This is a genomic window from uncultured Porphyromonas sp. (assembly GCF_915070105.1).
GTDB lineage: Bacteria > Bacteroidota > Bacteroidia > Bacteroidales > Porphyromonadaceae > Porphyromonas.
On the sequence record NZ_CAJZFJ010000027.1, the window covers coordinates 1 to 20,367 of the forward strand.

The 20,367-nt window shown below is 57.2% G+C and carries 14 protein-coding genes; all 14 read right to left on the minus strand.

The features are described from left to right. Nucleotides 1-574: 574 nt before the first annotated feature. Nucleotides 575-2,662 (minus strand): family 20 glycosylhydrolase, encoded by a 2,088-nt coding sequence (locus tag QZ554_RS04140; RefSeq protein ID WP_297194607.1) that lies wholly within the window; start codon nucleotides 2,660-2,662, stop codon nucleotides 575-577. Between the two features lie 200 nt (nucleotides 2,663-2,862). Next, nucleotides 2,863-4,335: an RNA polymerase factor sigma-54 gene (gene rpoN / locus QZ554_RS04145; protein ID WP_297194608.1), complete on the minus strand. Its 1,473-nt coding sequence runs from the start codon at nucleotides 4,333-4,335 to the stop codon at nucleotides 2,863-2,865. A gap of 39 nt (nucleotides 4,336-4,374) precedes the next feature. Then, complete coding sequence (locus QZ554_RS04150; protein ID WP_297194609.1) at nucleotides 4,375-4,950, minus strand: cob(I)yrinic acid a,c-diamide adenosyltransferase; 576 nt, start codon at nucleotides 4,948-4,950, stop codon at nucleotides 4,375-4,377. 36 nt (nucleotides 4,951-4,986) lie between these two features. Further along, nucleotides 4,987-5,784 carry an MBL fold metallo-hydrolase gene (locus tag QZ554_RS04155; protein WP_297194610.1) on the minus strand — a complete coding sequence of 266 codons (798 nt, stop codon included), beginning with the start codon at nucleotides 5,782-5,784 and terminating at the stop codon, nucleotides 4,987-4,989. A gap of 39 nt (nucleotides 5,785-5,823) precedes the next feature. Then, the gene (locus QZ554_RS04160) at nucleotides 5,824-6,906 is read right to left on the minus strand and encodes an asparaginase (RefSeq protein ID WP_297194611.1); all 1,083 of its coding nucleotides are present in this window, start codon (nucleotides 6,904-6,906) and stop codon (nucleotides 5,824-5,826) included. A gap of 430 nt (nucleotides 6,907-7,336) precedes the next feature. Beyond that, nucleotides 7,337-8,125, minus strand: a complete 789-nt coding sequence (locus tag QZ554_RS04165) for a transporter substrate-binding domain-containing protein (protein WP_297194612.1) — start codon at nucleotides 8,123-8,125, stop codon at nucleotides 7,337-7,339. Between the two features lie 14 nt (nucleotides 8,126-8,139). Next, nucleotides 8,140-10,224 carry a putative porin gene (locus QZ554_RS04170; RefSeq protein ID WP_297194613.1) on the minus strand — a complete coding sequence of 695 codons (2,085 nt, stop codon included), beginning with the start codon at nucleotides 10,222-10,224 and terminating at the stop codon, nucleotides 8,140-8,142. A 32-nt stretch (nucleotides 10,225-10,256) separates the two neighbouring features. After that, complete coding sequence (locus QZ554_RS04175) at nucleotides 10,257-11,348, minus strand: cation diffusion facilitator family transporter (protein ID WP_297194614.1); 1,092 nt, start codon at nucleotides 11,346-11,348, stop codon at nucleotides 10,257-10,259. 113 nt (nucleotides 11,349-11,461) lie between these two features. Continuing rightward, complete coding sequence (locus tag QZ554_RS04180; protein WP_297194615.1) at nucleotides 11,462-12,808, minus strand: MATE family efflux transporter; 1,347 nt, start codon at nucleotides 12,806-12,808, stop codon at nucleotides 11,462-11,464. 608 nt (nucleotides 12,809-13,416) lie between these two features. After that, the gene (locus QZ554_RS04185) at nucleotides 13,417-15,378 is read right to left on the minus strand and encodes a hypothetical protein (protein WP_297194616.1); all 1,962 of its coding nucleotides are present in this window, start codon (nucleotides 15,376-15,378) and stop codon (nucleotides 13,417-13,419) included. 24 nt (nucleotides 15,379-15,402) lie between these two features. Then, a complete protein-coding gene (locus QZ554_RS04190; RefSeq protein ID WP_297194617.1) occupies nucleotides 15,403-15,954 on the minus strand; it encodes a DUF1697 domain-containing protein in 552 nt (183 codons plus the stop codon). Further along, nucleotides 15,921-16,628 carry a hypothetical protein gene (locus QZ554_RS04195; protein ID WP_297194618.1) on the minus strand — a complete coding sequence of 236 codons (708 nt, stop codon included), beginning with the start codon at nucleotides 16,626-16,628 and terminating at the stop codon, nucleotides 15,921-15,923. The genes QZ554_RS04190 and QZ554_RS04195 overlap by 34 nt, the downstream gene beginning before the upstream one ends. Before the next feature lie 5 nt (nucleotides 16,629-16,633). Further along, entirely contained in the window at nucleotides 16,634-17,329 is a 696-nt protein-coding gene (locus tag QZ554_RS04200; RefSeq protein WP_297194619.1) for a hypothetical protein, read from the minus strand. 69 nt (nucleotides 17,330-17,398) lie between these two features. After that, nucleotides 17,399-20,284: an aminomethyl-transferring glycine dehydrogenase gene (gene gcvP / locus QZ554_RS04205; RefSeq protein WP_297194620.1), complete on the minus strand. Its 2,886-nt coding sequence runs from the start codon at nucleotides 20,282-20,284 to the stop codon at nucleotides 17,399-17,401. Between the last annotated feature and the right edge of the window lie 83 nt (nucleotides 20,285-20,367).

Consider the following 20,367-nt stretch of genomic DNA (forward strand, 5'->3'; position numbering starts at 1 on the left):
GAGGTATGTACTAGTCGTTACCTAGTACAAAGATCGAAAGAATTATCCAAATAGCCCTCCCACAGCAGGGCTGACGCACGAAATCACCATAGTGCGAGGTCGTCAAGGAGCATACGCCGAAGATAGAAGTATCCGTGTCCTAGTCTAGATATGCCAAGCGAACACCTCCTACCTAGGAGGGATGAGTGTACACGTGTGTACACAACAGTATACCCACGTGTACACAAGTGTATACACGCGTGTATACAAGTGCGCTCTAAGTATCTCCTCTGTAGGGCTCGCTTGTTTCTCTGTCCCTTGGGGATAATACGTAGGATCTCTAGGGATGGGCTAAGGCTTTCTGGGATATGAAGCGATACCCCCGAAGAACCAAAGGCAGGAGTGTGCAAGCGAGAGCATGCGTCAGCCCTACCTCCCACAGCTAGATCTTAGTCTATCCTATCCCCTTCTCTTCACCTTTTTCGCTACAGGATAGGGTACAGCAAGCCCCCCTCACCTCCAGCCTTAGGACACTGAGTGCCAGGCTAGCAGATGAGGGGGGCTTGTCGAAATAGACGGGTGTCGATGCCCCGTGCTACTTATGTAGCTTGTAGTTGTGTACCCTTAGGTCGGTGATATTGCTTCGGAAGGTACCCACCTCGTCAAGAGGGAAGACCAACGTACGCATGTAGAACATACGCCCCTTGGTGGGTGAGCGGTAGACAATGGGCTCGAAGCGATCGGGAGACTCGTACTGCTTGTCTAGGCGGAGGGCATCAGCATCAGGGGTCTCGGCATAGAGAAGCATTCGGCTGAGGTGCTCCCGACGCTTGCCATCGACGTAGAGGGTGAGGCTGTTATTGTCGCCCTCAATGGAGATCGTGACCTTGCCCTCCTTGGGAAGGGTGTAGTCGAAGGTGTCGAGGTAGCCATCACGAGCGAAGCCTAGTCGTCCGTGACGAGGGTCAGCGAGGTAGAAGGTGGCATTGCGTGAGCGAAGGAGTACCGTCCCCTTAGCTTCCTCACGTGCGTCGATGGTGAAGGTGACGCTGTAGTCATAGCCGATCTCGGGGACAGCCTCACCGAGGTGTCCACTGCCCGAGGGTAGGCTGGAGCGGTGCAGTACCTCTCGCTGGCCACCTTGCCATTGGGCGAGCTCGTTCACACCTGGGGCTTCGCTAAGCACCAGACGGCGCTGCTCCATCTCCTCGTAGGGGATGCTCGTGCCAGAGCCCGTCCACATCTTGAGTGCCATGTAGTGTAGGGCGGGCATGATGCGATGGTGAATATCCTTGACAGAGATCCCGTTGCCGTAGTGGTCGTTCCATACGGAGAACATCCCACCGAGCAGTGCTGGGTCGCCCTCGGGCAGAGTGACAGCGGAGCTCACGACAGCTGGCGTCCACTTGGAGTGTAGGTAGCGGGTGTCGAGGTAGTCCTGATAGTAGCCCGCAGCGGGTACGATGTAGGTGTAGGAGTCGGGGGTGCTGATGAGCTTAGCCCCTGCCTCCTTGGTGGCGATGGGGTCTACGAAGTCTCGTGACCAAGTGAGCACGACGGCCTGGTCGAGCTTGACAGGGGTCTTGCCATAGGCATGGCGGAGTGCTCCCCATAGGTAGGCCTGCTTGCCGAAGCTCTCTACGTAGCGGATATAGCGGTCGGTGAAGTAGCGGAACTTCTCACGAAGCTCTTCTGTGGCATTGCTGTACTCGTCCGTACCGATATTGATATGCTTGCTGCGGAAGACGGGGTTCTTCCCTCCTAGGTACTCCTTGAGTAGGGCATCGATGAAGGTGTAGGTCTCTTCCTTGAAGATATCGAGGTGATCGGCACCGTGCTCCTTGCTTGCCAGCTCAGGGCGATAGTGGGTGAAGGCAAGTGTATGGGCTGGGATGTCGATCTCGGGGATGATGTCCACGAAGATACGCTCGGCCTGCTTCTGTAGGTCGATGAACTCAGCCTTGGAGTACGAAGCACCCTTAGGGGCAAGGCCAGGGAAGGTGGTGCTCTCTAGGCGGAAGGCAGCGGAGGTCTTCGCCCAGTCGTTGCCGAAGTAGACCTTGAAGCCATTGTCATTCAGGTGGAGCTGTAGGGTGTTCATCTTGTAGTAGGAGAGTACTCGGATGAGTCGCTGTAGGTAGTCCATGGGGATGTACTTACGACCTACGTCCAGCATGAGTCCACGTACGGCATACTGAGGCTTGTCGATGATCGTCCCACAGGGGATCATCTGATCTTCATCCTGCTCGGAGAGCTGGAGGAGGGTACGTGTACCCCAGTAGAGGCCTTGGGCATGAGTGGCTTCTAGGATAGCTTCCTCGCCGACCATTAGGCGATAGCCCTCCTTGCCCAGGTTGTGCTTATCCTCCGAGGGCTTGACGAGGCGTAGGAGGAGGTCACCTTTGTTGCGAGGCCCCTTGTCGATCTGGATCTTGCGCCCAAACATCTCTGCGTAGTCCTTCGCCAGCTCTTCGGCTACGGCCTTCACCTCACGGCTGGAGGAGCCGAGGACGATACGGGTAGGGCGATAGGCACCCCGCCCTCCTGTCCAGGAGGTGAGCTCTGGGACGACAAAGGGCTTCGGGTTGATGGGAACGTCGCTATTGTCCTGTGCTCTTAGCCCCAGAGAGGGGAGGAGCAGGGTGAGCAGGAGCAGGGTAATGCGTAGCCAAGCTTGCTTCATAATGATAGGGAGTGGATTAAGTATAGGGGTGATTAGGGAGCGTCCCGCTCTGTGCCCACCTCTGATGAGGAGGGTGGGAGAGGGGCGCTTCGTGATGTGAGTGCGACTAATGTGTATCGGTCATGTGTGAGGGGCATGTGGGCGTGTGTTCGGGGCATACGAGGGGAAGATAAGATGCTGGGAAGGCTGTACTCGCTCGCCTAACCCTTCGTCTGGCTGGGGAGTGCTCTGCGCAGGCGAGCCACAGGTAGGTGGAGCTGCTCCCGATACTTGGCTACCGTACGGCGGGCGATCGGGTAGCCCCGCTCACTGAGGAGCTCGGTCAGCCGCTCATCGGAGTAGGGAGCACGCTTGTCCTCGCCCTCTATGAGTTCGGTGAGTACCTTCTTGATCTCTCGGGTGGAGATGCTCTCCCCCTCGTCGTTGAGCATCCCTTCGCCGAAGAAGTACTTGAGCATATAGACCCCGAAGTCTGTCTGTACGGACTTGCTGTTGCTCACACGGGAGATGGTGCTGATGTCGAGCCCCGTCGCCTCGGCTATATCCCGGAGGATCATCGGGCGCAGATCCGAGACCTCCCCCGAGAGGAAGAAGGCTCGCTGGTGGGCGACGATAGCAGCTATGGTCGTGCGGAGGGTATGCTGGCGTTGCTGGAGGGCATCGATGAACCACCGTGCCTGCTCGACCTTGTGCTTGAGGAAGGTCATAGCCTCACGGCTCTGACGGCTCTCCTTAGCCCGAGCCTTGTTCTCCTCCAGCATCCTTAGGTAGGTAGGGCTAAGGCGCAGGGCGGGTATCTCACGCTCCTCGGTCAGGAAGATGAGGAGCTCACCCCCACGCTCGGTGACGATGAAGTCAGGGGTGAAGTGTGCTAGACGTCCCTCTGCTCCGTCGCTGAGCCCATTGCCGGGCTTGGGGTTGAGGTGGCTGATGTAGTCGTAGAGCTCGGCGAGCTGGGTCTCGTCAATGGATAGGGCGGAGCGGAGCTTGTCGAAGCGCTTGTTCACGAAGTCCTCGTAGTGCTGCCCTATGACGAGCTCTGCCCGCTGGCGTAGCTCTCCAGCTGGGAGTCGCTTGATCTGCAGCAGGAGTGCCTCCTGTAGGTCTCGTGCTCCGACACCTGCTGGGTCAAGGGTCTTGATCAGCTCAATCAAGTGGGTGAGCTCTGTGGCGGTGACGTCAAGACCCGCCTTGAAGAGCAAGTCATCCTGTAGCTCCTCCACCGTGCGGGTGAGGTAGCCATCCTCGCTGATATTGCCTATGATGTAGCGGGCTACCTCACGAGTCCGATCGGTCAGAGGGGTAGCGAGCTCGAGCTGGCTCAGTAGGAGTTCGTCGAGCGAAGGCGCACCGGCTGCGAAGGGGATCTCCTCACGGAAGGACTGACGCTCCTGTAGCTCTCGGAGCTTGTAGTCGGGGATGTCGTCCTCACTGGCATACTCCCCCAGCTCCCAGTCTTGGTCGCTCGAGCCGTCCTCGTGCTCCTCGGGGGAATCTTCGCTGGTGGAGGCCTCGTCGTAGTTCTCCTCTAGGGCGGGGTTCTCCTCTAGTTCGTGCTCTATACGAGCCTCTAGCTCCAGCCCCGTGAGCTCCAGCATCTTGATAGCTTGGATCTGTGCGGGGGTGAGGGAGAGGCTCTGCTCGGTCTTCTGCTGCTGTGTGAGCTTGCTCATCTAGTCGTCTATCTCGGGGCGTCTGTCTCGGGGATGGGGCTAGTCGTCGTTGTGGTCGTATGTCCAGACGACCTCCTGTCCGTGTATGCGTAGGACTTCCTTGCGGGCTAGAGCGAAGAAGTAGTCGCTGAGGCGGTTCATGAAGCGTAGGACATTGGGCTCTAGTGGAGTCTCGCTGTGCAGTCGGTAGATCAGTCGCTCGGCTCTACGGCAGACGGTACGACAGACGTGTGCGGCAGCTGTGATCGCACCGCCCGAGGGGAGGATGAAGGCCTTCAGTGGTGGCACCATCCCATCTAGGCGGTCTATCTCCCGCTCTATCTTGGCCACGGCACGCTCTGTGACGGCAGTGACACTATGGAGCTCGTCTTGAGTCGTATCGGTGGCGAGGTAGCCACCTACGGAGAAGAGCTTGTGCTGGAGCCAGTAGAGGAACTGCTCATCGGGCTCCTCCAGCTGATGAGCTAGCAGGACACCGACGAAAGAGTTGAGTTCATCCACCGTGCCGTAGCACTCCAGGCGGATGTCGTACTTGGGGACACGCTGTCCCCCGACCAGAGAGGTGCGACCCTTGTCGCCTCCCTTGGTGTAGAGTTTGGACTTCTCTGTATCCATAGTGATCGTTGCTGTTGGTAGGTGAGTGGGGTGCTCCTAGGGCTCTAGGAGGTACATGGGGGAGGCTGTGGTACGTCTGAGGGCGGTCAGGCTGAGGTCCTTCCCCACACGGATACCCTCGGCGAAGAGGCGCGCCTCGATGCTCTTCCAGCACAGGTCGGGGTGGTTATTGTCCTTGCTGAGGTGGCAGAGCCATACGTTCTTCATCCCCGGGTGGTAGGTACGGGCGAGGAGCTCGGCAGCCTCGTCGTTGGAGAGGTGGCCGAGGGGGCTAGAGACCCGCTCCTTCAGGAAGTCGGGGTAGCTCCCGGTGCGGAGCATCTCTCGGTCGTAGTTCGCCTCCAGCACGACGTGGGTGGCACGGCTGATATACTCCTCGATGTGCTCGGTCGTGTGCCCGACATCTGTCGCTAGGGTGAAGGCGAAGTCCCCCTTGGTGATATGATACCCGACATTCTCCGCACTATCATGCGGTACGGGGAAGGCCTCGATGGTGAAGCCCGCTACCTCAAAGGGGGTGAACGTCTCGATGTCCCTACGTGATGCACCTATCGGATCTAGGACGAAGCGACTGGAGCTGATACTGCGATGGACAGGAGCCGTGGCATAGACGGGGAGGTGGTAGACCCCACCGATGACACCGATCGTACGTATATGATCGGCGTGGTCATGGGTCACGATCGTGCCCTGGATGTGTCCACTGTCGAGGGTGATGCCCTCGGCCTTGAGCGTCTTGGTGATGGTGCGGATGGGGATACCTGCGTCTATCAGTAGTCCCCCTTCCTCGTCGCCTAGGTAGTAGCAGTTCCCACTGCTCCCACTGGCCAAGCTCATAAATCTTATCACTGCCTTCTCTCTCCTTATATCCGTTTACTAATGTCTGTATATCAGGGGCTCTCTACCCCCTCCCTCGTCGCTCGGCTCTAGGGTTAGCTCCCCACGTAGAGAGAGTCCCATTTGCCGCTTGACCTCCTCGGTGCTGTAGCCCCGACCTAGGAGGTACATCAGCTTGGTTAGTGCTGACTCGGTGGTGCAGTCCCGACCGCTGATGAGTCCGATCTCCTGCAGTAGGAGTCCTGTCTCGTAGCGTTGCATCTCCACGTAGCCCGTGACGCACTGAGTGACATTGACGATTACGATGTCTCGGGCGACAGCCTCACGAAGAGCCTCTAGGAACCATGGGGTCATCGGGGCATTCCCACTGCCGAAGGTCTCCAGTACGACGCCCTTGAGCGTCGGGATGCCGAGTATGGCCTCTACGACCTCGCGGGTGATACCGGGGAAGAGCTTCAGTATGGCTACATGTGGGTCGAAGGTTTTGTTCACTGCCAGAGGGATCCCTTCGCTTCGGGAGATCGATCTCTCGTGGTAGCGGATGTCGATACCAGCGTAGGCGAGGTGGGGATAGTTGAACGACTCGAAGGCGCTGAACTGGTCGGCGCTGATCTTGCTCGTCCGATTGCCTCGCATCAGGTAGTTCTCGAAGAAGAGGGAGACCTCCGGTACCCGAGGGCGTCCCCGATCATCCCGTGCTGCAGCGATCTCGATCGCCGTGATTAGGTTCTCCTTGCCGTCCGTGCGTAGCTTCCCCACAGGGAGCTGAGAGCCGGTGAAGACAATGGGCTTGTCTAGCCCCTCGAAGACGAAGCTTAGCGCCGAGGCGGTATAGGCCATCGTATCGGTGCCGTGTAGGATCACGAAGCCATCATAGAGCTGATAGTTCTCCTCGATGATCGAGGCCAGCCGCACCCAGTCCTCGGGGGTGATGGCAGAGGAGTCTAGGGGAGGGTTAAACTCTACGATGGAGATGTCGCACCCCAGGCGACGTAGCTCGGGGACGTTATCCTTGAGGTAGTTGAAGTCAAAGGGCTCAAGCACCCCCGTAGAGGGGTTCTCTACCATACCGATGGTACCGCCTGTGTAGACCAGGAGGATAGATACACGATTCTCAGCCATACCTGTAGTGTCGTTAGCGCGTTTGGGGAGCGTGTGTGATCCGCCACGACAGATACCACGCCCTAATGTAGTCGTTACTCTAGCAAAGATAACAATAATAGGGGGGAATTAGGTGAGGACAAGGCAAGGGGCAACAGCCGAATAGCTAGGAGGCGGATACGATAGTCCGAAGTGTGGGCTTCTGAGCACATTATGGGGGGCTCGGGAGGCTCTTCCCGAGCGTGCTTATTTGCACTTAGTGAGAGCGCTCAGACGCTCCTATAAAGAACGCCTCCGTCACCTATGTAAGGTGACGGAGGCGTTCTTACCGAGAGCGCAGGGACGCTCTCGGTAAGAGCGTTTTTCCCCTTTAGCCATGGGGGCTACAGAGGGGTCTCCTTGTGCTCGGGAGGGGGTGGATGTGGGGGGCTTTGTTCCTTCCCTTGGGGGACTACCTCGCCATCCAAACGGATAGGCTATCACGTAGGGCGAGTGAGGTGTGCCTCAGGAGCCATGCCGTACGGAAGGAGTAGCTCAGTGGAATGCTGCAGTCCAGCTCGGGGAAGGCCTTGCCGAAGAGCTTCGCCTCATCGTGCGTGCATACGGTATAGGCGATCTTGCCCGAGGCGACCCGCATAGCTAGCTGCTCGGCTTGGTAGAGAGTATCGACATCTAGGTGTATGCTGTCGCCGATCTCCTCACTCAGGTGCTCGATGAAGAGGTGGAAGGGAGAGCCCTTCGGTAGGGTGATCATCCGCCCTGCTAGCTCGATCTGCCTCTTCACGAGGGTCGTGCTGTCCGCCCTACGCTGTACGAGGAAGAGTGGCCCCGAGGTCTGCTGTCCGAAGAGCAGGAAGCGGGTCGTATCCACATCCGCTGTACTAGCCATCGGGCGCACGACGAGGTCTGCCCCCCCGTCACTCAGGAGCTGTAGGGCACGCTCCCAGCTATTCTCTAGGATGACCTCTACCCGTAGGCCACTACGCTCCTGGAGCTTCTTGGCTAGGGTGTAGACGGCGCCCGTGAGCTCGCCGCCCTCGGCATGCACACCGCCCTCGGTATAGGCAGTCAGTAGGCGGAGTGTCCCCTCGCGCCGTATCTCGGGGTAGTCACGTCCTGCGGTAGGGGGCCGTGAGACCTCGCCCCCGCTATGGGTGCGCAGGTAGAGCATCACGGCGATGACGAGGAGGAGTAGGACGAGGTAGAGGGGAGTACGTCCCTTGAGGAGCTTGGTCTGCATGGGCTAGGGTGGGGTTAGTTATTGAGATCTACGATGACACCCCCAGCGAGGTACATCGGGTTGTAGGGATACTTGTACATCGCTAGGCGGGAGCTGGTAGCGAAGGCCTCGGTGACGTTGTACATCTGGAGGAAGAAGCGGGCGCGCTTCAGACGGAAGTTGGCATAGGCATTGATCAGCGGAGCCTCCCCCCCAATCTTGCCCTCCGTCTGTAGGATGAACTGCTGGGTCGTCGGTAGGTAGTAGGGTGCGTGGTAGGCGCTGTGCCAGTAGGCCTTGAGCCCTAGGTCTATGCGCATGACTTGAGCTACGAGGAAGCGTAGGTAGACATCTGCCGCCGCAGTGAGCTGGGGGAGAGGAAGCACAGAGGGCTGTGAGGAGGTCTGGTAGGCGGCCTCTACATCCCAGTTGAGTAGGCCTGCGCTCCCCGTCTGCCTTGCCCGTAGGGAGAGGACTTGGATGATGTCGGAGTATTGGCTGGGTTCGCCCTTGGCTCCGTAGTAGATGTAGTTCTGCAGGCTTGCCGTGCGTGCCTCGAGCTGGGTGCCCCAGGAGCTGAGGTGCACCTTGCCCCCGAGCTCGAGACGGCGGGTGAACTTTAGGTCCTTGTCCCACCAGCCATAGGTGCCGTGGTGATGAGCTGCGAAGTAGGAGGGACGAGCATTGTCGATGTAGGTGTCAGCCTCGAGGGCAAACTCACGATGGAAGAGGCGGAAGGCCGTGCGTATATCCCCCTCCAGGCGAAAGGCACCGAGATCAGAGCCGAGCACACCGAGCTCCCCCCGAGCAGAGAAGTTGAGCCCTGTGCCCTCCCTGCGCTCCATGAGTCCCCCGACGAAGGTCGAGGAGAAGCGGTCGGTCACCCCATAGAGATGTGTCGTGGCATCGGGGTTCTTCGCCCAGTATTGCTCCTGACGTACATAGGCCGATAGGCCGAACTTCACCCAGGGACGGAAGCCCTCCATGAGCGAGAGGGCGAGGGTGTTGTGCAGGGTAGTGAGCTGGGCGGTATCGTTGGGGTAGGCATACGGGATGGGGGTACCTCCACCACTCGGAGTACGGGTCTGTGTCGTCACGGGATCGCCGAAGACAGTCTTCCAGAGGTTGTTCTCCCCCTGAGCTTGTAGGCGACGGCTCTGCTTGTTGTAGTAGGTCGTCAGGGACACCCCACCGACGGGCACGAAGTAGGTGGAGTCGAGCCGAAGGCTATCCCCCGAGCGTGAGGCCTCCTCTAGCTCCCGATCCGTAGGGGTACGACGGACACTCCGATAGCTCCCTAGGCGATAGGTCTGGGCGAGGTAGGCATGACCTGCACGGATGCGGTTCGTCAGGGGCTCGGTGATCAGGACGGGGATATCCTTGGCACTGACCTTGGTGCGCCCGTTGGTGTTGTAGCGGTCGGGATTGAGGATGTAGTCGGAGTTGGTGATCCCACCGTTTTCCTGCTGCTTGTAGTAGTCGTTGGCCACGTAGGCATAGAGCTCGTAGCGGTCGGCTCGGTAGCTGGCGAAGAGGCGATAGCGTGCGTCCTTGCTGCGGCTATTGGTATAGAAGCCCTGGGCATTGCGGTAGTCGAAGTTTGCCCCGAAGTTGATCTCTCGCCCCATGTTCACCCCGAAGTCCCCCGCTACGACGTCTTCACTCTCGTTGGTCTTGAAGTTGCGCTGATAGCGTACGAAGGTGAAGGGCGTCTTCGTGTCGTAGAAGCGTACCTCCTCGGGGGTGTAGAGCATACGATAGTAGCCGTCGGTGTAGAAGAAGTCTCCCACACGACGAGGTCGGTCGAAGAAGAGCTTCGCCTGCCAGACGTGGTTCATATTCCCCTGATAGGCCGTCCCTAGGGAACGGAACTCTGGGGATATGTACTCAAAGGTGTAGTGGGTGAGCGTATCAGGCATCTGCACCTGCACCGCTCTGGCGACGCTGGGGGTGATGCGGTAGGCACGTAGCTTGTCACCACGCACCATCTTGATCTCATCGGGGATCTCTACGACGTCTCGTACCTCGTAGGGACTATAGGTGCGCCGCTCGGGCACCTGCGCCTGTGCTACGGCACTCACGAGTAGCAGCACAGTCAGTAGTATGGTCTGTAATCTCATCTAATATCTATTGATAAGGCAGCTCTCTCCTCCTAGCAGTGCTCCATCCCACAGCTACAACCCCTAGGGTCGAGCTCGATGGTGATGTGCTCCAGCTGGTAGCGAGAGGCTACTCGGCGAACCTCCTGCTTGAGCTCAGCCCAAGCCCCGGGGGTGGGGTAGCTCGGACAGTCAAAGACGAGGTGCAGCGAGGCAATATGCTGCTCCCCGTTGAGCGTCCATATATGTACGTCGTGTACCGAGAGGACGCCTCGTAGGGCTTCGACTTCGTGTACGAAGCCCTCTTGGTCTACCTCCACGGGAACCCCCTGTAGGAGGATGCGGAAGTTGTCACGGAGGTTGAAGTACACATTGTACAATATCCACGCAGTGATCCCCAGAGAGAGCAGAGGGTCAAGGATCGGAAGATCGACAAAGTACATCACGACACTGACGATCAGCACTGCTATCCACCCCAGCACATCCTCCATCAGGTGTAGGCGCATGGAGCGTTCGTTCAGGGAGTGTCCCCCGCTCATACGCCAGGCTGCATAGCCGTTGATCAGGAGGCCGAAGATAGCCAGTAAGAACATCCCCTCGGCGTGGGGGCGTGCAGGATGGATGATGCGCTCAATGGACTCTGTGATGACGAAGAACGAGCCGACCAGTAGGATCACTGATATAAGCAACGAGCCGAGGAGCGAGAACCGCTTGTAGCCGTAGCTGAAGTAGCGGTCACGCCCCTTCTTCGAGAGTCGCTCCAGATACCAAGCGACACCGAGCGAACAGGAGTCTCCGAGGTCGTGTAGCGAGTCCGAGAGGATGGCGACACTCCCCGTATAGAGCCCCCCGACGAGCTCGACGGCTGCGAAGAAGAGGTTCAGCAGGAAGGCTACGAGGATATTCCCCTCCGCATGGTGATGATGGTGGTGATGGTGTCCGTGGCCATGACTATGCGCATGGCTATGGGTATGAGCGTCGTCGTGGCAGTGCCCGTCGTGCTCATGCTTATGGTCGTGCTCATGAGGGTGCTCATGAGTGTGACAGTGGTGCCCCTCCTCGTGTTGGTCGTGGCTGTGTGCTCCTTCGTGCTCCTGGTGGGTTAGCTCTGCACTTTCATTATGCTGGTCGTCATCGTGTCCCATTCTCTGATAGCTTTGAAGTCCTAATTATACACTATTGAGCTTGTTGTATCACAAAAGTACAACTATTTAGGCGTACGATACGAGAGGCTCTAGGGGAACCCCCTCCCCTCACCCTAGGGGTGTGGAGCACGATGAGCCTGTAGGCGGGCTCTCCATACGAGGAAGAAAGCGAAGAAGACAAGCCCCTTCAGCACAGAGGTCAGGCAGATCGCCCACCAGGCTGCCTCTAGCCCCCAGCCTAGGGAGACGAAGAGTAATACCATCGGGATGCGCAGATACGTCCCCACAATCCCTATCCCTGCGGATAGGTAGGTCTTGCCTAGACCGTTGAATAGCCCCCCAGTCGTGATCTCCAGCATCATAAACATTTGGCTGAGCCCCACGATCCTGAGGTAGACCCCACCGGCAATATAGGCCTCTCGCTCGGGGACGATGAGCGAGAAGAGCTCCTCACTGAACAAGAGAAAGGCTAGCATCCCCACGAAGCCCACCGAGAGCGTGAAGGTGAGAGCTCTTCGGTAGACCTCATACACACGGCGTAGGTGGCCAGCTGCCCAGTTTTGCCCTACGATAGCCACTAGGGCGGTCGTCACACCGTTGGCGGTATTCCAGGTCAAGGCCTCGATCTGTGCCCCCGTGGTCATCGTGGCGACCCCGATATGCCCACCGATGCGAGAGACCACCCCACCCATATAGATGCTCACGAAGGCAAAGAGGACATTGAGTAGGACGACGGGTACGCCGACCTTCAGGATACGTAGCACGTAGGTCCTACGTAGGCGGACAAAGAAGGGGAAGCTATCGAAGAGCTTATCTCGCTGAGCCTTCCTCACGAAGAGGAAGAGTACCACCGTCTGGCTGATCACTGTGGCGAGGGCAGCCCCTTGTACTCCCCAGCCGAAGAGGTGGATGAAGAGCGGGTCTAGGAGCATATTGCACCCTAGACCAATGCACATGATGCGGAAGGGAACCTTGCTGTGCCCAATGGCGTTGTACAGTCCCGTGAGGGTAGCCGTTAGGAAGATCTCGGGGAAGCCAATGAGGCTCACATACATATAGCTCAGAGCGTCGTGACGGACTCCCTCCTCTAGGCTATAGAGATCGACCATAGGCTCGGCACAGAGTGCATAGCCGATGGTCAGGAGTGTGCCCACGAGGAGACTCATCGAGACGTTGTGCGAGGCATATCGTCCCGCCTCCCTCAGCTCTCCCGAGCCGACACAGTGGGAGATGGTGACTTCACAGCCCGTCTTGTTAAGCCAAGCCACAGAGTTGGCTATCCAAATAAAGACGGAGACCACTCCTACAGCTGCTAGAGCCTCGCTACTTAGTCGCCCCAGCCAAGCCATGTCGGTGAAGCTATATGCGATCTGCACGAAGGAGGTACCCATGATGGGTAGAGCCTGCTGGTAGAGCAGTCTCGTGAGGTCACCCTGCGTCAGATCCTTGACCTTACTCATCTAATTATTGGTTGTGATCCCCTAGGGTATATCCTTTGCTCTTGGGTAGCTCCTTTGCTCCCTTTGCTCTTGGGTAATTCCTCTGCTTCCTTTGCTCCCTTTACTTATGGAGTAGGACAGAGGTTATACACTCTAGGGGTGTATCTTACGAATTTGAGGCACAAAGGTACACTATTTCCCTCTGTGTGAGCCCTCCTTATCCACCTAATCAGGGCCGACGCATGATCTCGCTCGCACTCCTGCCTTTGGATCTTCGGGAATATTATTTCTTATCCTAGGGAGCCTTAGCCCATCCCTAGAGATCCTACGTATTATCCCCAAGGAATAGACATACGAGCTAGCCCTAGAGAGGAGATACCTAGAGCGCACTTGTGTACACGCGTGTATACAGTTGTGTACACGTGGGTATACAGTTGTGTACACACGTGTACACTCATCCCTCCTAGGTAGGAGGTATTCGCTTGGCATATCTAGACTAGGATATAGATACTTCTATCTTCTATCTTCGGCTTATGCTCCTTGACGACCTTGCCCTCGCACTACCTCGCACTATGGTGATTTCATGCGTCAGCCCTGTCCACCTAATAGCTCCGTAGTATGAGGATAAGCTAGTGGCGGTAGTGGAGGGTGAGGACAGCTAAGGTCATCGAGGGGCGGGTCTCTACACGCTGGTGCTGGTGCAGGAGCTTGGCCTCGAGGGTGTAAGCATAGGAGGGTTGCCAGCGTAGACGCATCCCTACATCAAACCCTTCGCCGAAGAGGAGCGTAGAGGTGTATTCGTAGCGTACCCGAGGGTGTGCCGCATAGAGCCTTGCCTGCCAGTCCTGAGCACGGAAGTAGTCGGCGAAGAGCCCGACACGTAGCTGATCACTTAGCGAGAGCCGTATATCTGCTAGGACTGCCCAGCTGGGGCTGCTCTTGGCCTTCGCCCAGCTATAGGTGAGTGCTCCCGTCCACCCCTCTCCCTCATGACGCAGGCCTAGGCTGAGGCGCTGTGCTCGATCTCCCACAGCCAGCTGCCGCTTACGAAGAGAGGCTAGGAGCAGTGTGCTCCCTGCCCGATCGATACCCAGCTCTAGGTGTGCCCCATAGTCCCAGCCCCGATGCTTTGGGGAGAGGCTATCCCGCTCGGAGAGCCTTCGGTAGCCGCCAGCATAGATCTGTAGCTGTAGGGATCGGATAGGTAGAGGGGGGCTCCATAGGGCTCGTATGCCCTCCTCGTCATTTGGGCGAAGGCTATGCGTACCACTTCGCCCATAGTAGCTCCAGTAGTCGGGTGCGATATGCCAGTAGGAGAAGCGTGCATCGCCGAGCGTCATCTGCTGTAGGCTCAGGTGCTGGATCAGTGCCCATGCCCCGAGCATATTCCGACTGAGCTCGCCACTGAGTCTCAGGTGTCCCTGCCTACTCTGCCACCCGTAGGATAGGCTGAGGGCAGAGCTCGAGGAGAGCCCCCGTAGGTGTGGACGGTGCGAAGCCCCCGTAGCTACAGCTAGTGGATACCTTCGCCAGTCGTGGTACAAGGCTTGCAGAGAGATATGCCCCCGTGACGCTCTGTACTCGATCCAGCCACCGAGGAGGCGACTGGGGATCTTCCTCTGATGGCGCCATTCCGTCGGGGTGCGGTGTAGCCCCGTCTCCGAGAGCCCTACGATATGCCCCTCTTCGTCGATCCTGCCATCGAGGCTACGTGAGGAGGCGAAGGCTCCTATCCGCCAGTGCTCCTGCCCCATCTCTAGGGCAATACCTCGGCTAAAGTCGCTCTCTGTGCTGGAGCGAAGGGGGCGGATCCCCTCGGGAAGACGAGGGGAGAGCGCTCGGAAGCTCATCGGGTACACCCCCTGCCCTAGGAGTAGTCCACAGCCACGGGAGACCCGATAGTCCCCGAGGACGAACTGACGTAGGAGCCCTCGCTGGGTGAGCGCCCAGTGGAGGTTGTAGCTGTCGAAGCCTCGGTGTCCGTCATAGCTCCACGGCTCGCCAGCATCCTTCTCGGCGCTGATGTAGAGACTGCTCGCACGTGCACTGCGGTAATGTAAGCGTAGCAGTAGCGCACTATTGCCCCCGAGGTAGCTCTGTCTCTGCGGGGATAGCTGTCGTGTACTTGCTCTTCCCCCGACCTCAAGGCGTCCCTCTCCCCCTCGTTGCTCCACCTCAGAGGGTGGGCTACAGGTGAGGACGGGGAGTAGGAGGCTGATGAGTCTGCTATCCCACCCTTGTATGAGCTTGAGGTCGCCTAGCTCACGGAAGGGGCCATAGAGTCTGCGATAGTCGATGAAGTGGGTGATCTGTATATCCCGTATGAAGGGGATACGCTGGAGTTCCTCGGGTAGTAGTTGGTTGATGTCTAGGGGAGCTTGGCTGAGCTCGTCATAGAGCTGCTGGATCTCTGTCGCCTCCTCTTCCGAGAGTAGACCTAGGTGCCTCTGCTCCTCGATATAGTCCTCCCAGGGATGAGCCTGTCGGGGTAGGCTATCCTGCTGGGCGGACAACTTTAGAGGAGCGAGGAGTAAGGCTAGGGTGGCGGTGAGGAATAAATACCGAATAAAGCGTATGTAGTGTGTAGGCATGGTAAGGTCAGTTGGGGGGCCGTACTAGTCGGAGGGGGTAATAGCCTCGGCGAGCTCGATGAGACGTGCGAGGGTATTGCGGTTGCGAGTCGTAGCGGTGAACTTGAGTTTCTTCTCTAGGAAGTTATTGCTTAGCTTCGATCTACTTGCATCCTTCGGGAGGTACATATAGAGTCTGCCCTCTACCATACGGAGCTCCTCCTCCCCGAAGTCCTCTTGACAGAGGGCTGCTATTCGCTTCGGGTCAATGGGCTCCATCGTAGAGGTATAGAATACCCGATCCTGCTGGTATTCGTCACCGAAGGGGTTGCCTCGGAGGTGCTTCTTGAGCTCGCTAGCGTCGGTGGTGATGACTTGTAGCTCCGCACCGCAATAGGCTCGTATGATCTCTGCGATACGTACGGAGGTCTCCTCCTTAGATAGGGGTGAGCGAAGGACGATATTCCCGCTTTGTATATAGGTCGTGACCTCGGCGAACTCCTCCGCCTCGATGGCATCACGTAGCTCTGTCATCTTGGGGATACGGTTCTTGCCGGAGGGCATTACCCCTCTGAGGAGGACGATGTAGATGTGCATGTCGGTTCTAATGTTAGGTTGTCGAAGACATGAATCCCTTGTTCTTGGCAGTAGGAGCAAAACTCACTAAGTACCTTGAGTGTAGCCTCCATGTTGTTAAGTCGCTCTAAGGGGAAAGAGTATAGAATCTGCTTACCACCTGTGGAGGTATATCTGACTTCCTTTGTGTGCTTCTTGCTCCCAACCTTCTTGTCTAGGACTATCCCTTCCATATAGGATCCGTCTTTCCATTCCCATTCACTATCCTTGGATTTATATTCAAGGAAGAATAGGAGCTTAGAGCTAGATTCTTCCTCTGAACCGAACTCGCTAATCCTACCCCTTTTCTGTCCATCTTGGTCGAAGTATCCCGTGTCGCTATACTGAATGAGGCTAAGCTTATAGTTGTGTAGCTTATCGCCAGCCTCTTTTTCTCCGAGGTAGTACTCAAAGAGGTAAGAATACAAGTAGTCCCAAGCCCACATAGTAGGCCATATATTTAGAGGGGTGTGACCAATACTTCGGCCATAAATGGGCTTAGAGAAGTGTTTGATCCCACGGAACTCGAGCATGTCTAGCTTACTCTGGATGAAGTGCACCAAGTCAAGCATTCGCCTCTGGTAGGCATAGAGTATTCGGTGTGCTCGTCTAACGTCTAGAAGAGCTTTAGAGAGGTTGTCTGTGGTTGTCTCCATGATGCTTATTTGTATTTAGCGAGGTGGAATAACGTGCTGATAGAGGAGGAAGCGAGTCTTGCGGGGGTATCCTTATAGGTGTCGGCGAAACTATCCAGCCATTTAAGGGAAAAGTACTCGAATAGCTCAAAAGCCTTAATGATGTCCTTGCATATTCGCTTCTCTGCATCGCTACAAGATGAGGATTCATACGTATACTTCTTGACTTCCTCAAGTAGTGTTTGCCAATGCATCTTGACGATAGTATACTCCCGACCTCTTATAGTTCGCGATTCCTCGGTGGTTTGATAGTTTCCACCTAAAGCAAGCAACCATATCGGTCGTTCATCGTCTTCCGCAAGTGTGTTGAGAAGGGCTTGTATCTCATTAAGCCATTGACCTTCATATTGTCCTTTTTCCTCGGATCTCTTAGCTTCGATGATGAGGTGTATCCGCTCTAGCTCAAGCCATACATCAGGCTCTACAGACCTTTGGTTGGTTGTTCCTTTCGCAGACATTTCCTCCCAAAAGGATATGTTTTCGATCGCACCAGCATCAGAGAACTCTGGTAGCGTATGCCCACTAGCCTCATAGAGTATCTGCCAAAAGGTTTCGTCTGGTAGATACTGTAGTAGACCTATGATGCTGGAGGTAAGAGCATCTTCAGATCGCTTACCTGTAGGAGTCCTAAGATTCTTCTTATGTAGTATTGCTTGTAACATATATCTAAGTAGAAAAGTAAGCCCTACCCCTGCATCGTGGAGATGTAGAGGTAGGGCTTATCTTGATGCTTATCCCTCGATCGTGGGGGCTAGGCAGGCGCAGAAGGCGGGGACGAGGTTGCGGTCGCCGAAGCCATTATCGACACGAGCAACGTTGATCCAGAACTTATTCTCACGCAGGAAGGGCAGTGGGTAGGCTGCCTTCTCACGGGGATAGCTGTGTGTCCACGTGTCGGAGACCACTTCGTACTCGGGGTGGGGGGCATTCTTTAGGACGTTGTCCTCAGCATCTACACGACCCTCCTTGACCTCTTGGATTTCGTCCCAGATGCACTGCATCACATCGAGGAAGCGATCCAGCTCAGCCTTGCTCTCGCTCTCCGTGGGCTCGATCATCAGGGTACCGTGTACGGGGAAGGAGAGCGTGGGGGCATGGTAGCCGAAGTCCATCAGACGCTTGGCGATGTCGCTCTCATCGACACCGCAGGTCTCCTTGAGGCGGCGGCAGTCGAGGATGAGTTCGTGCCCGACACGTCCGGTGGCACCGGTGTAGACGATGCCGTAGGTATCCTTGAGGCGAACGGCCATGTAGTTGGCATTGAGGATCGCTGTACGTGTGGCTCGCTCGAGTCCCTTGGTACCGAGTAGGCGGATGTAGGCATAGGAGACGACGTCGATCCCTGCACTACCCTGAGGCGAAGCGGCTACGATATTGCCCTCGATGGGCTCGAAGTCCACGCCGTAGCCATGGGTAGGAGCATAGGGTGCGAGGTCGTGGGTCATGCAGATCGGGCCACTACCAGGGCCACCACCGCCGTGGGGGATGGCGAAGGTCTTATGGAGGTTGAGGTGGCAGACGTCAGCACCGATGAAGCCGGGGTTGGTGAGCCCTACCTGAGCGTTCATGTTCGCTCCATCCATATAGACGAGGGCACCGCAGTCGTGGATGCGCTTGCAGAGGTCGATGATGTTCGTCTCAAAGATCCCGTGCGTGCTGGGGTAGGTGATCATCATCGCAGCGAGGTCGTCACGATGCTCCTCGGTCTTCTTCATGAAGTCCTCCCAGTCCACATTCCCGTGCTCGTCACAGGCGACGATCACGCACTGGTAGCCACACTGCGAGGCGGAGGCGGGGTTCGTCCCGTGGGCAGAGGCAGGTAGGAGTACCTTGTTGCGGTGACCATTACCATGCGCCTCATGGTAGGAGCGTATGGCGCGTAGGCCTGCATACTCCCCTGCGGCACCCGAGTTCGGCTGTAGGGATACAGCTGGTAGACCCGTGATGGTCGCTAGGAGTTCCTTGAGGTTCTCTAGGAGCTCAATGGAGCCCTGTACCTGATCGGCGGGGGCGTAGGGGTGGATGTTGCAGAAGGCTGGGTTGCTCAGAGGAATGACCTCCGTAGCAGCGTTGAGCTTCATCGTACAGGAGCCGAGGGAGATCATAGAGTGTGTGAGGGAGATATCCTTACGCTCCAGGCGCTTGATGTAGCGCATCATCTCGGTCTCGGTGTGGTACTTGTTGAAGACTTCGTAGCCGAGGAAGGGCGAGGTACGTACGTACTTGCGGTCGATGTGGATGGTGTGTTCCCCAACCTCATCGTTGAAGTTGCTGTCCTTACCTACCGCCGAGGCGAAGATGTGGCAGAGCACCCCTAGATCCTCGGGCAGCGTCGTCTCGTCGATGCTCACGAGGGCGACACAGCCACAGGGGGAGTAGAAGAGGTTCACACGACACTCCTCGGCTATCTCACGGAGCTTGGCCATGAAGCCCTCTTCCTCGGGGAGGATGATACAGAGGGTGTCGAAGAAGTCTTCGTGTAGGAGCTTGTAGCCAAGTCCCTTGAGCTTGCCTGCGAGGAAGCCTGCGTAGGAGTGGATACGTCGGGCGATGTTCTTGAGCCCTTCGGGGCCATGATAGACGGCGTAGAAGCCACTCATCGAGGCGAGCAGAGCCTGTGCCGTACAGATATTACTCGTGGCACGCTCACGCTTGATATGCTGCTCACGAGACTGGAGGGCTAGGCGATAAGCCTCCTTGCCGAGGCGGTCCTTGCTAAGCCCGATGATACGTCCGGGGAGGGTACGCTTGTACTCCATGCGACAGGCGATGTAGCCTGCCGAAGGGCCACCATAATACATGGGGACACCGAAGCGCTGTGCCGAGCCGAAGACTACGTCTGCGCCCCATTCGCCTGGAGGGGTCAGCAGGACGAGACTCATCAGGTCGGCGGCTACACCTACCTTGATATCTGCCTCGTGCGCCTTCTCTACGAAGGCTGTGTAGTCGTGGACACCCCCTAGGGCGCCTGGGTACTGGATGATCGCGCCGAAGAACTCACCGCTGAAGTCGAACTCCTGCCACTTGCCGAGCACGACCTCGATCCCCTGTGGTGCACAGCGGGTGAGGATGACATCTCGTGTAGAGGGGAAGACCTCCTTGTCGACAAAGAGCTTACGTGCCCCTGCCTTAGCCTTGGCCTTGCTCCGCTCGTTGAAGAGGAGGAAGGCTGTCTCTGCACCCCCCGTAGCCTCGTCGAGTAGCGAGCAGTTGCTCAGGGGCAGGGAGGTGAGGTCGGTGATGACGGACTGGAAGTTGAAGAGCGCCTCTAGGCGACCCTGCGATACCTCTGCCTGATAGGGCGTATAGGAGGTGTACCAGACGGGGTTCTCTAGGACATTGCGCTGTATGACGGGAGGGAGCACGGTATCGTACCAGCCTTGACCGATGTAGGAGGTGAAGACCTCGTTCTTCGAGGCTAGGTCGGCGATATGCTCAGCGAACTCCCGCTCTGTCATGGGCTCTGGTAGGTCAAGGGGCTTAGGTAGCCGGATATTGCTAGGCAGAGTCTGTTCGATGAGTTCGTCTAAGGTCTTGACCCCGATGGTACGGAGCATCTCATCAGCATCCAGCTGATCTACGCCTATATGGCGTATCGAGAAGTCATTGGTGTTCATTGGCGAACGATAGCTGTTTATAGTTAGTAAGATGTACGCTGCACACTACAGCATACCAAAGGTAGTGAAATTGTCCGAAGAGC

Coding starts and splice junctions, on each gene's coding strand:
- QZ554_RS04140 (WP_297194607.1), bottom strand. CDS start 2,662: ATGAAGCAAGCTTGGCTACGCATTACCCTGCTCCTGCTCACCCTGCTC.
- rpoN (WP_297194608.1), bottom strand. CDS start 4,335: ATGAGCAAGCTCACACAGCAGCAGAAGACCGAGCAGAGCCTCTCCCTC.
- QZ554_RS04150 (WP_297194609.1), bottom strand. CDS start 4,950: ATGGATACAGAGAAGTCCAAACTCTACACCAAGGGAGGCGACAAGGGT.
- QZ554_RS04155 (WP_297194610.1), bottom strand. CDS start 5,784: ATGAGCTTGGCCAGTGGGAGCAGTGGGAACTGCTACTACCTAGGCGAC.
- QZ554_RS04160 (WP_297194611.1), bottom strand. CDS start 6,906: ATGGCTGAGAATCGTGTATCTATCCTCCTGGTCTACACAGGCGGTACC.
- QZ554_RS04165 (WP_297194612.1), bottom strand. CDS start 8,125: ATGCAGACCAAGCTCCTCAAGGGACGTACTCCCCTCTACCTCGTCCTA.
- QZ554_RS04170 (WP_297194613.1), bottom strand. CDS start 10,224: ATGAGATTACAGACCATACTACTGACTGTGCTGCTACTCGTGAGTGCC.
- QZ554_RS04175 (WP_297194614.1), bottom strand. CDS start 11,348: ATGGGACACGATGACGACCAGCATAATGAAAGTGCAGAGCTAACCCAC.
- QZ554_RS04180 (WP_297194615.1), bottom strand. CDS start 12,808: ATGAGTAAGGTCAAGGATCTGACGCAGGGTGACCTCACGAGACTGCTC.
- QZ554_RS04185 (WP_297194616.1), bottom strand. CDS start 15,378: ATGCCTACACACTACATACGCTTTATTCGGTATTTATTCCTCACCGCC.
- QZ554_RS04190 (WP_297194617.1), bottom strand. CDS start 15,954: ATGCACATCTACATCGTCCTCCTCAGAGGGGTAATGCCCTCCGGCAAG.
- QZ554_RS04195 (WP_297194618.1), bottom strand. CDS start 16,628: ATGGAGACAACCACAGACAACCTCTCTAAAGCTCTTCTAGACGTTAGA.
- QZ554_RS04200 (WP_297194619.1), bottom strand. CDS start 17,329: ATGTTACAAGCAATACTACATAAGAAGAATCTTAGGACTCCTACAGGT.
- gcvP (WP_297194620.1), bottom strand. CDS start 20,284: ATGAACACCAATGACTTCTCGATACGCCATATAGGCGTAGATCAGCTG.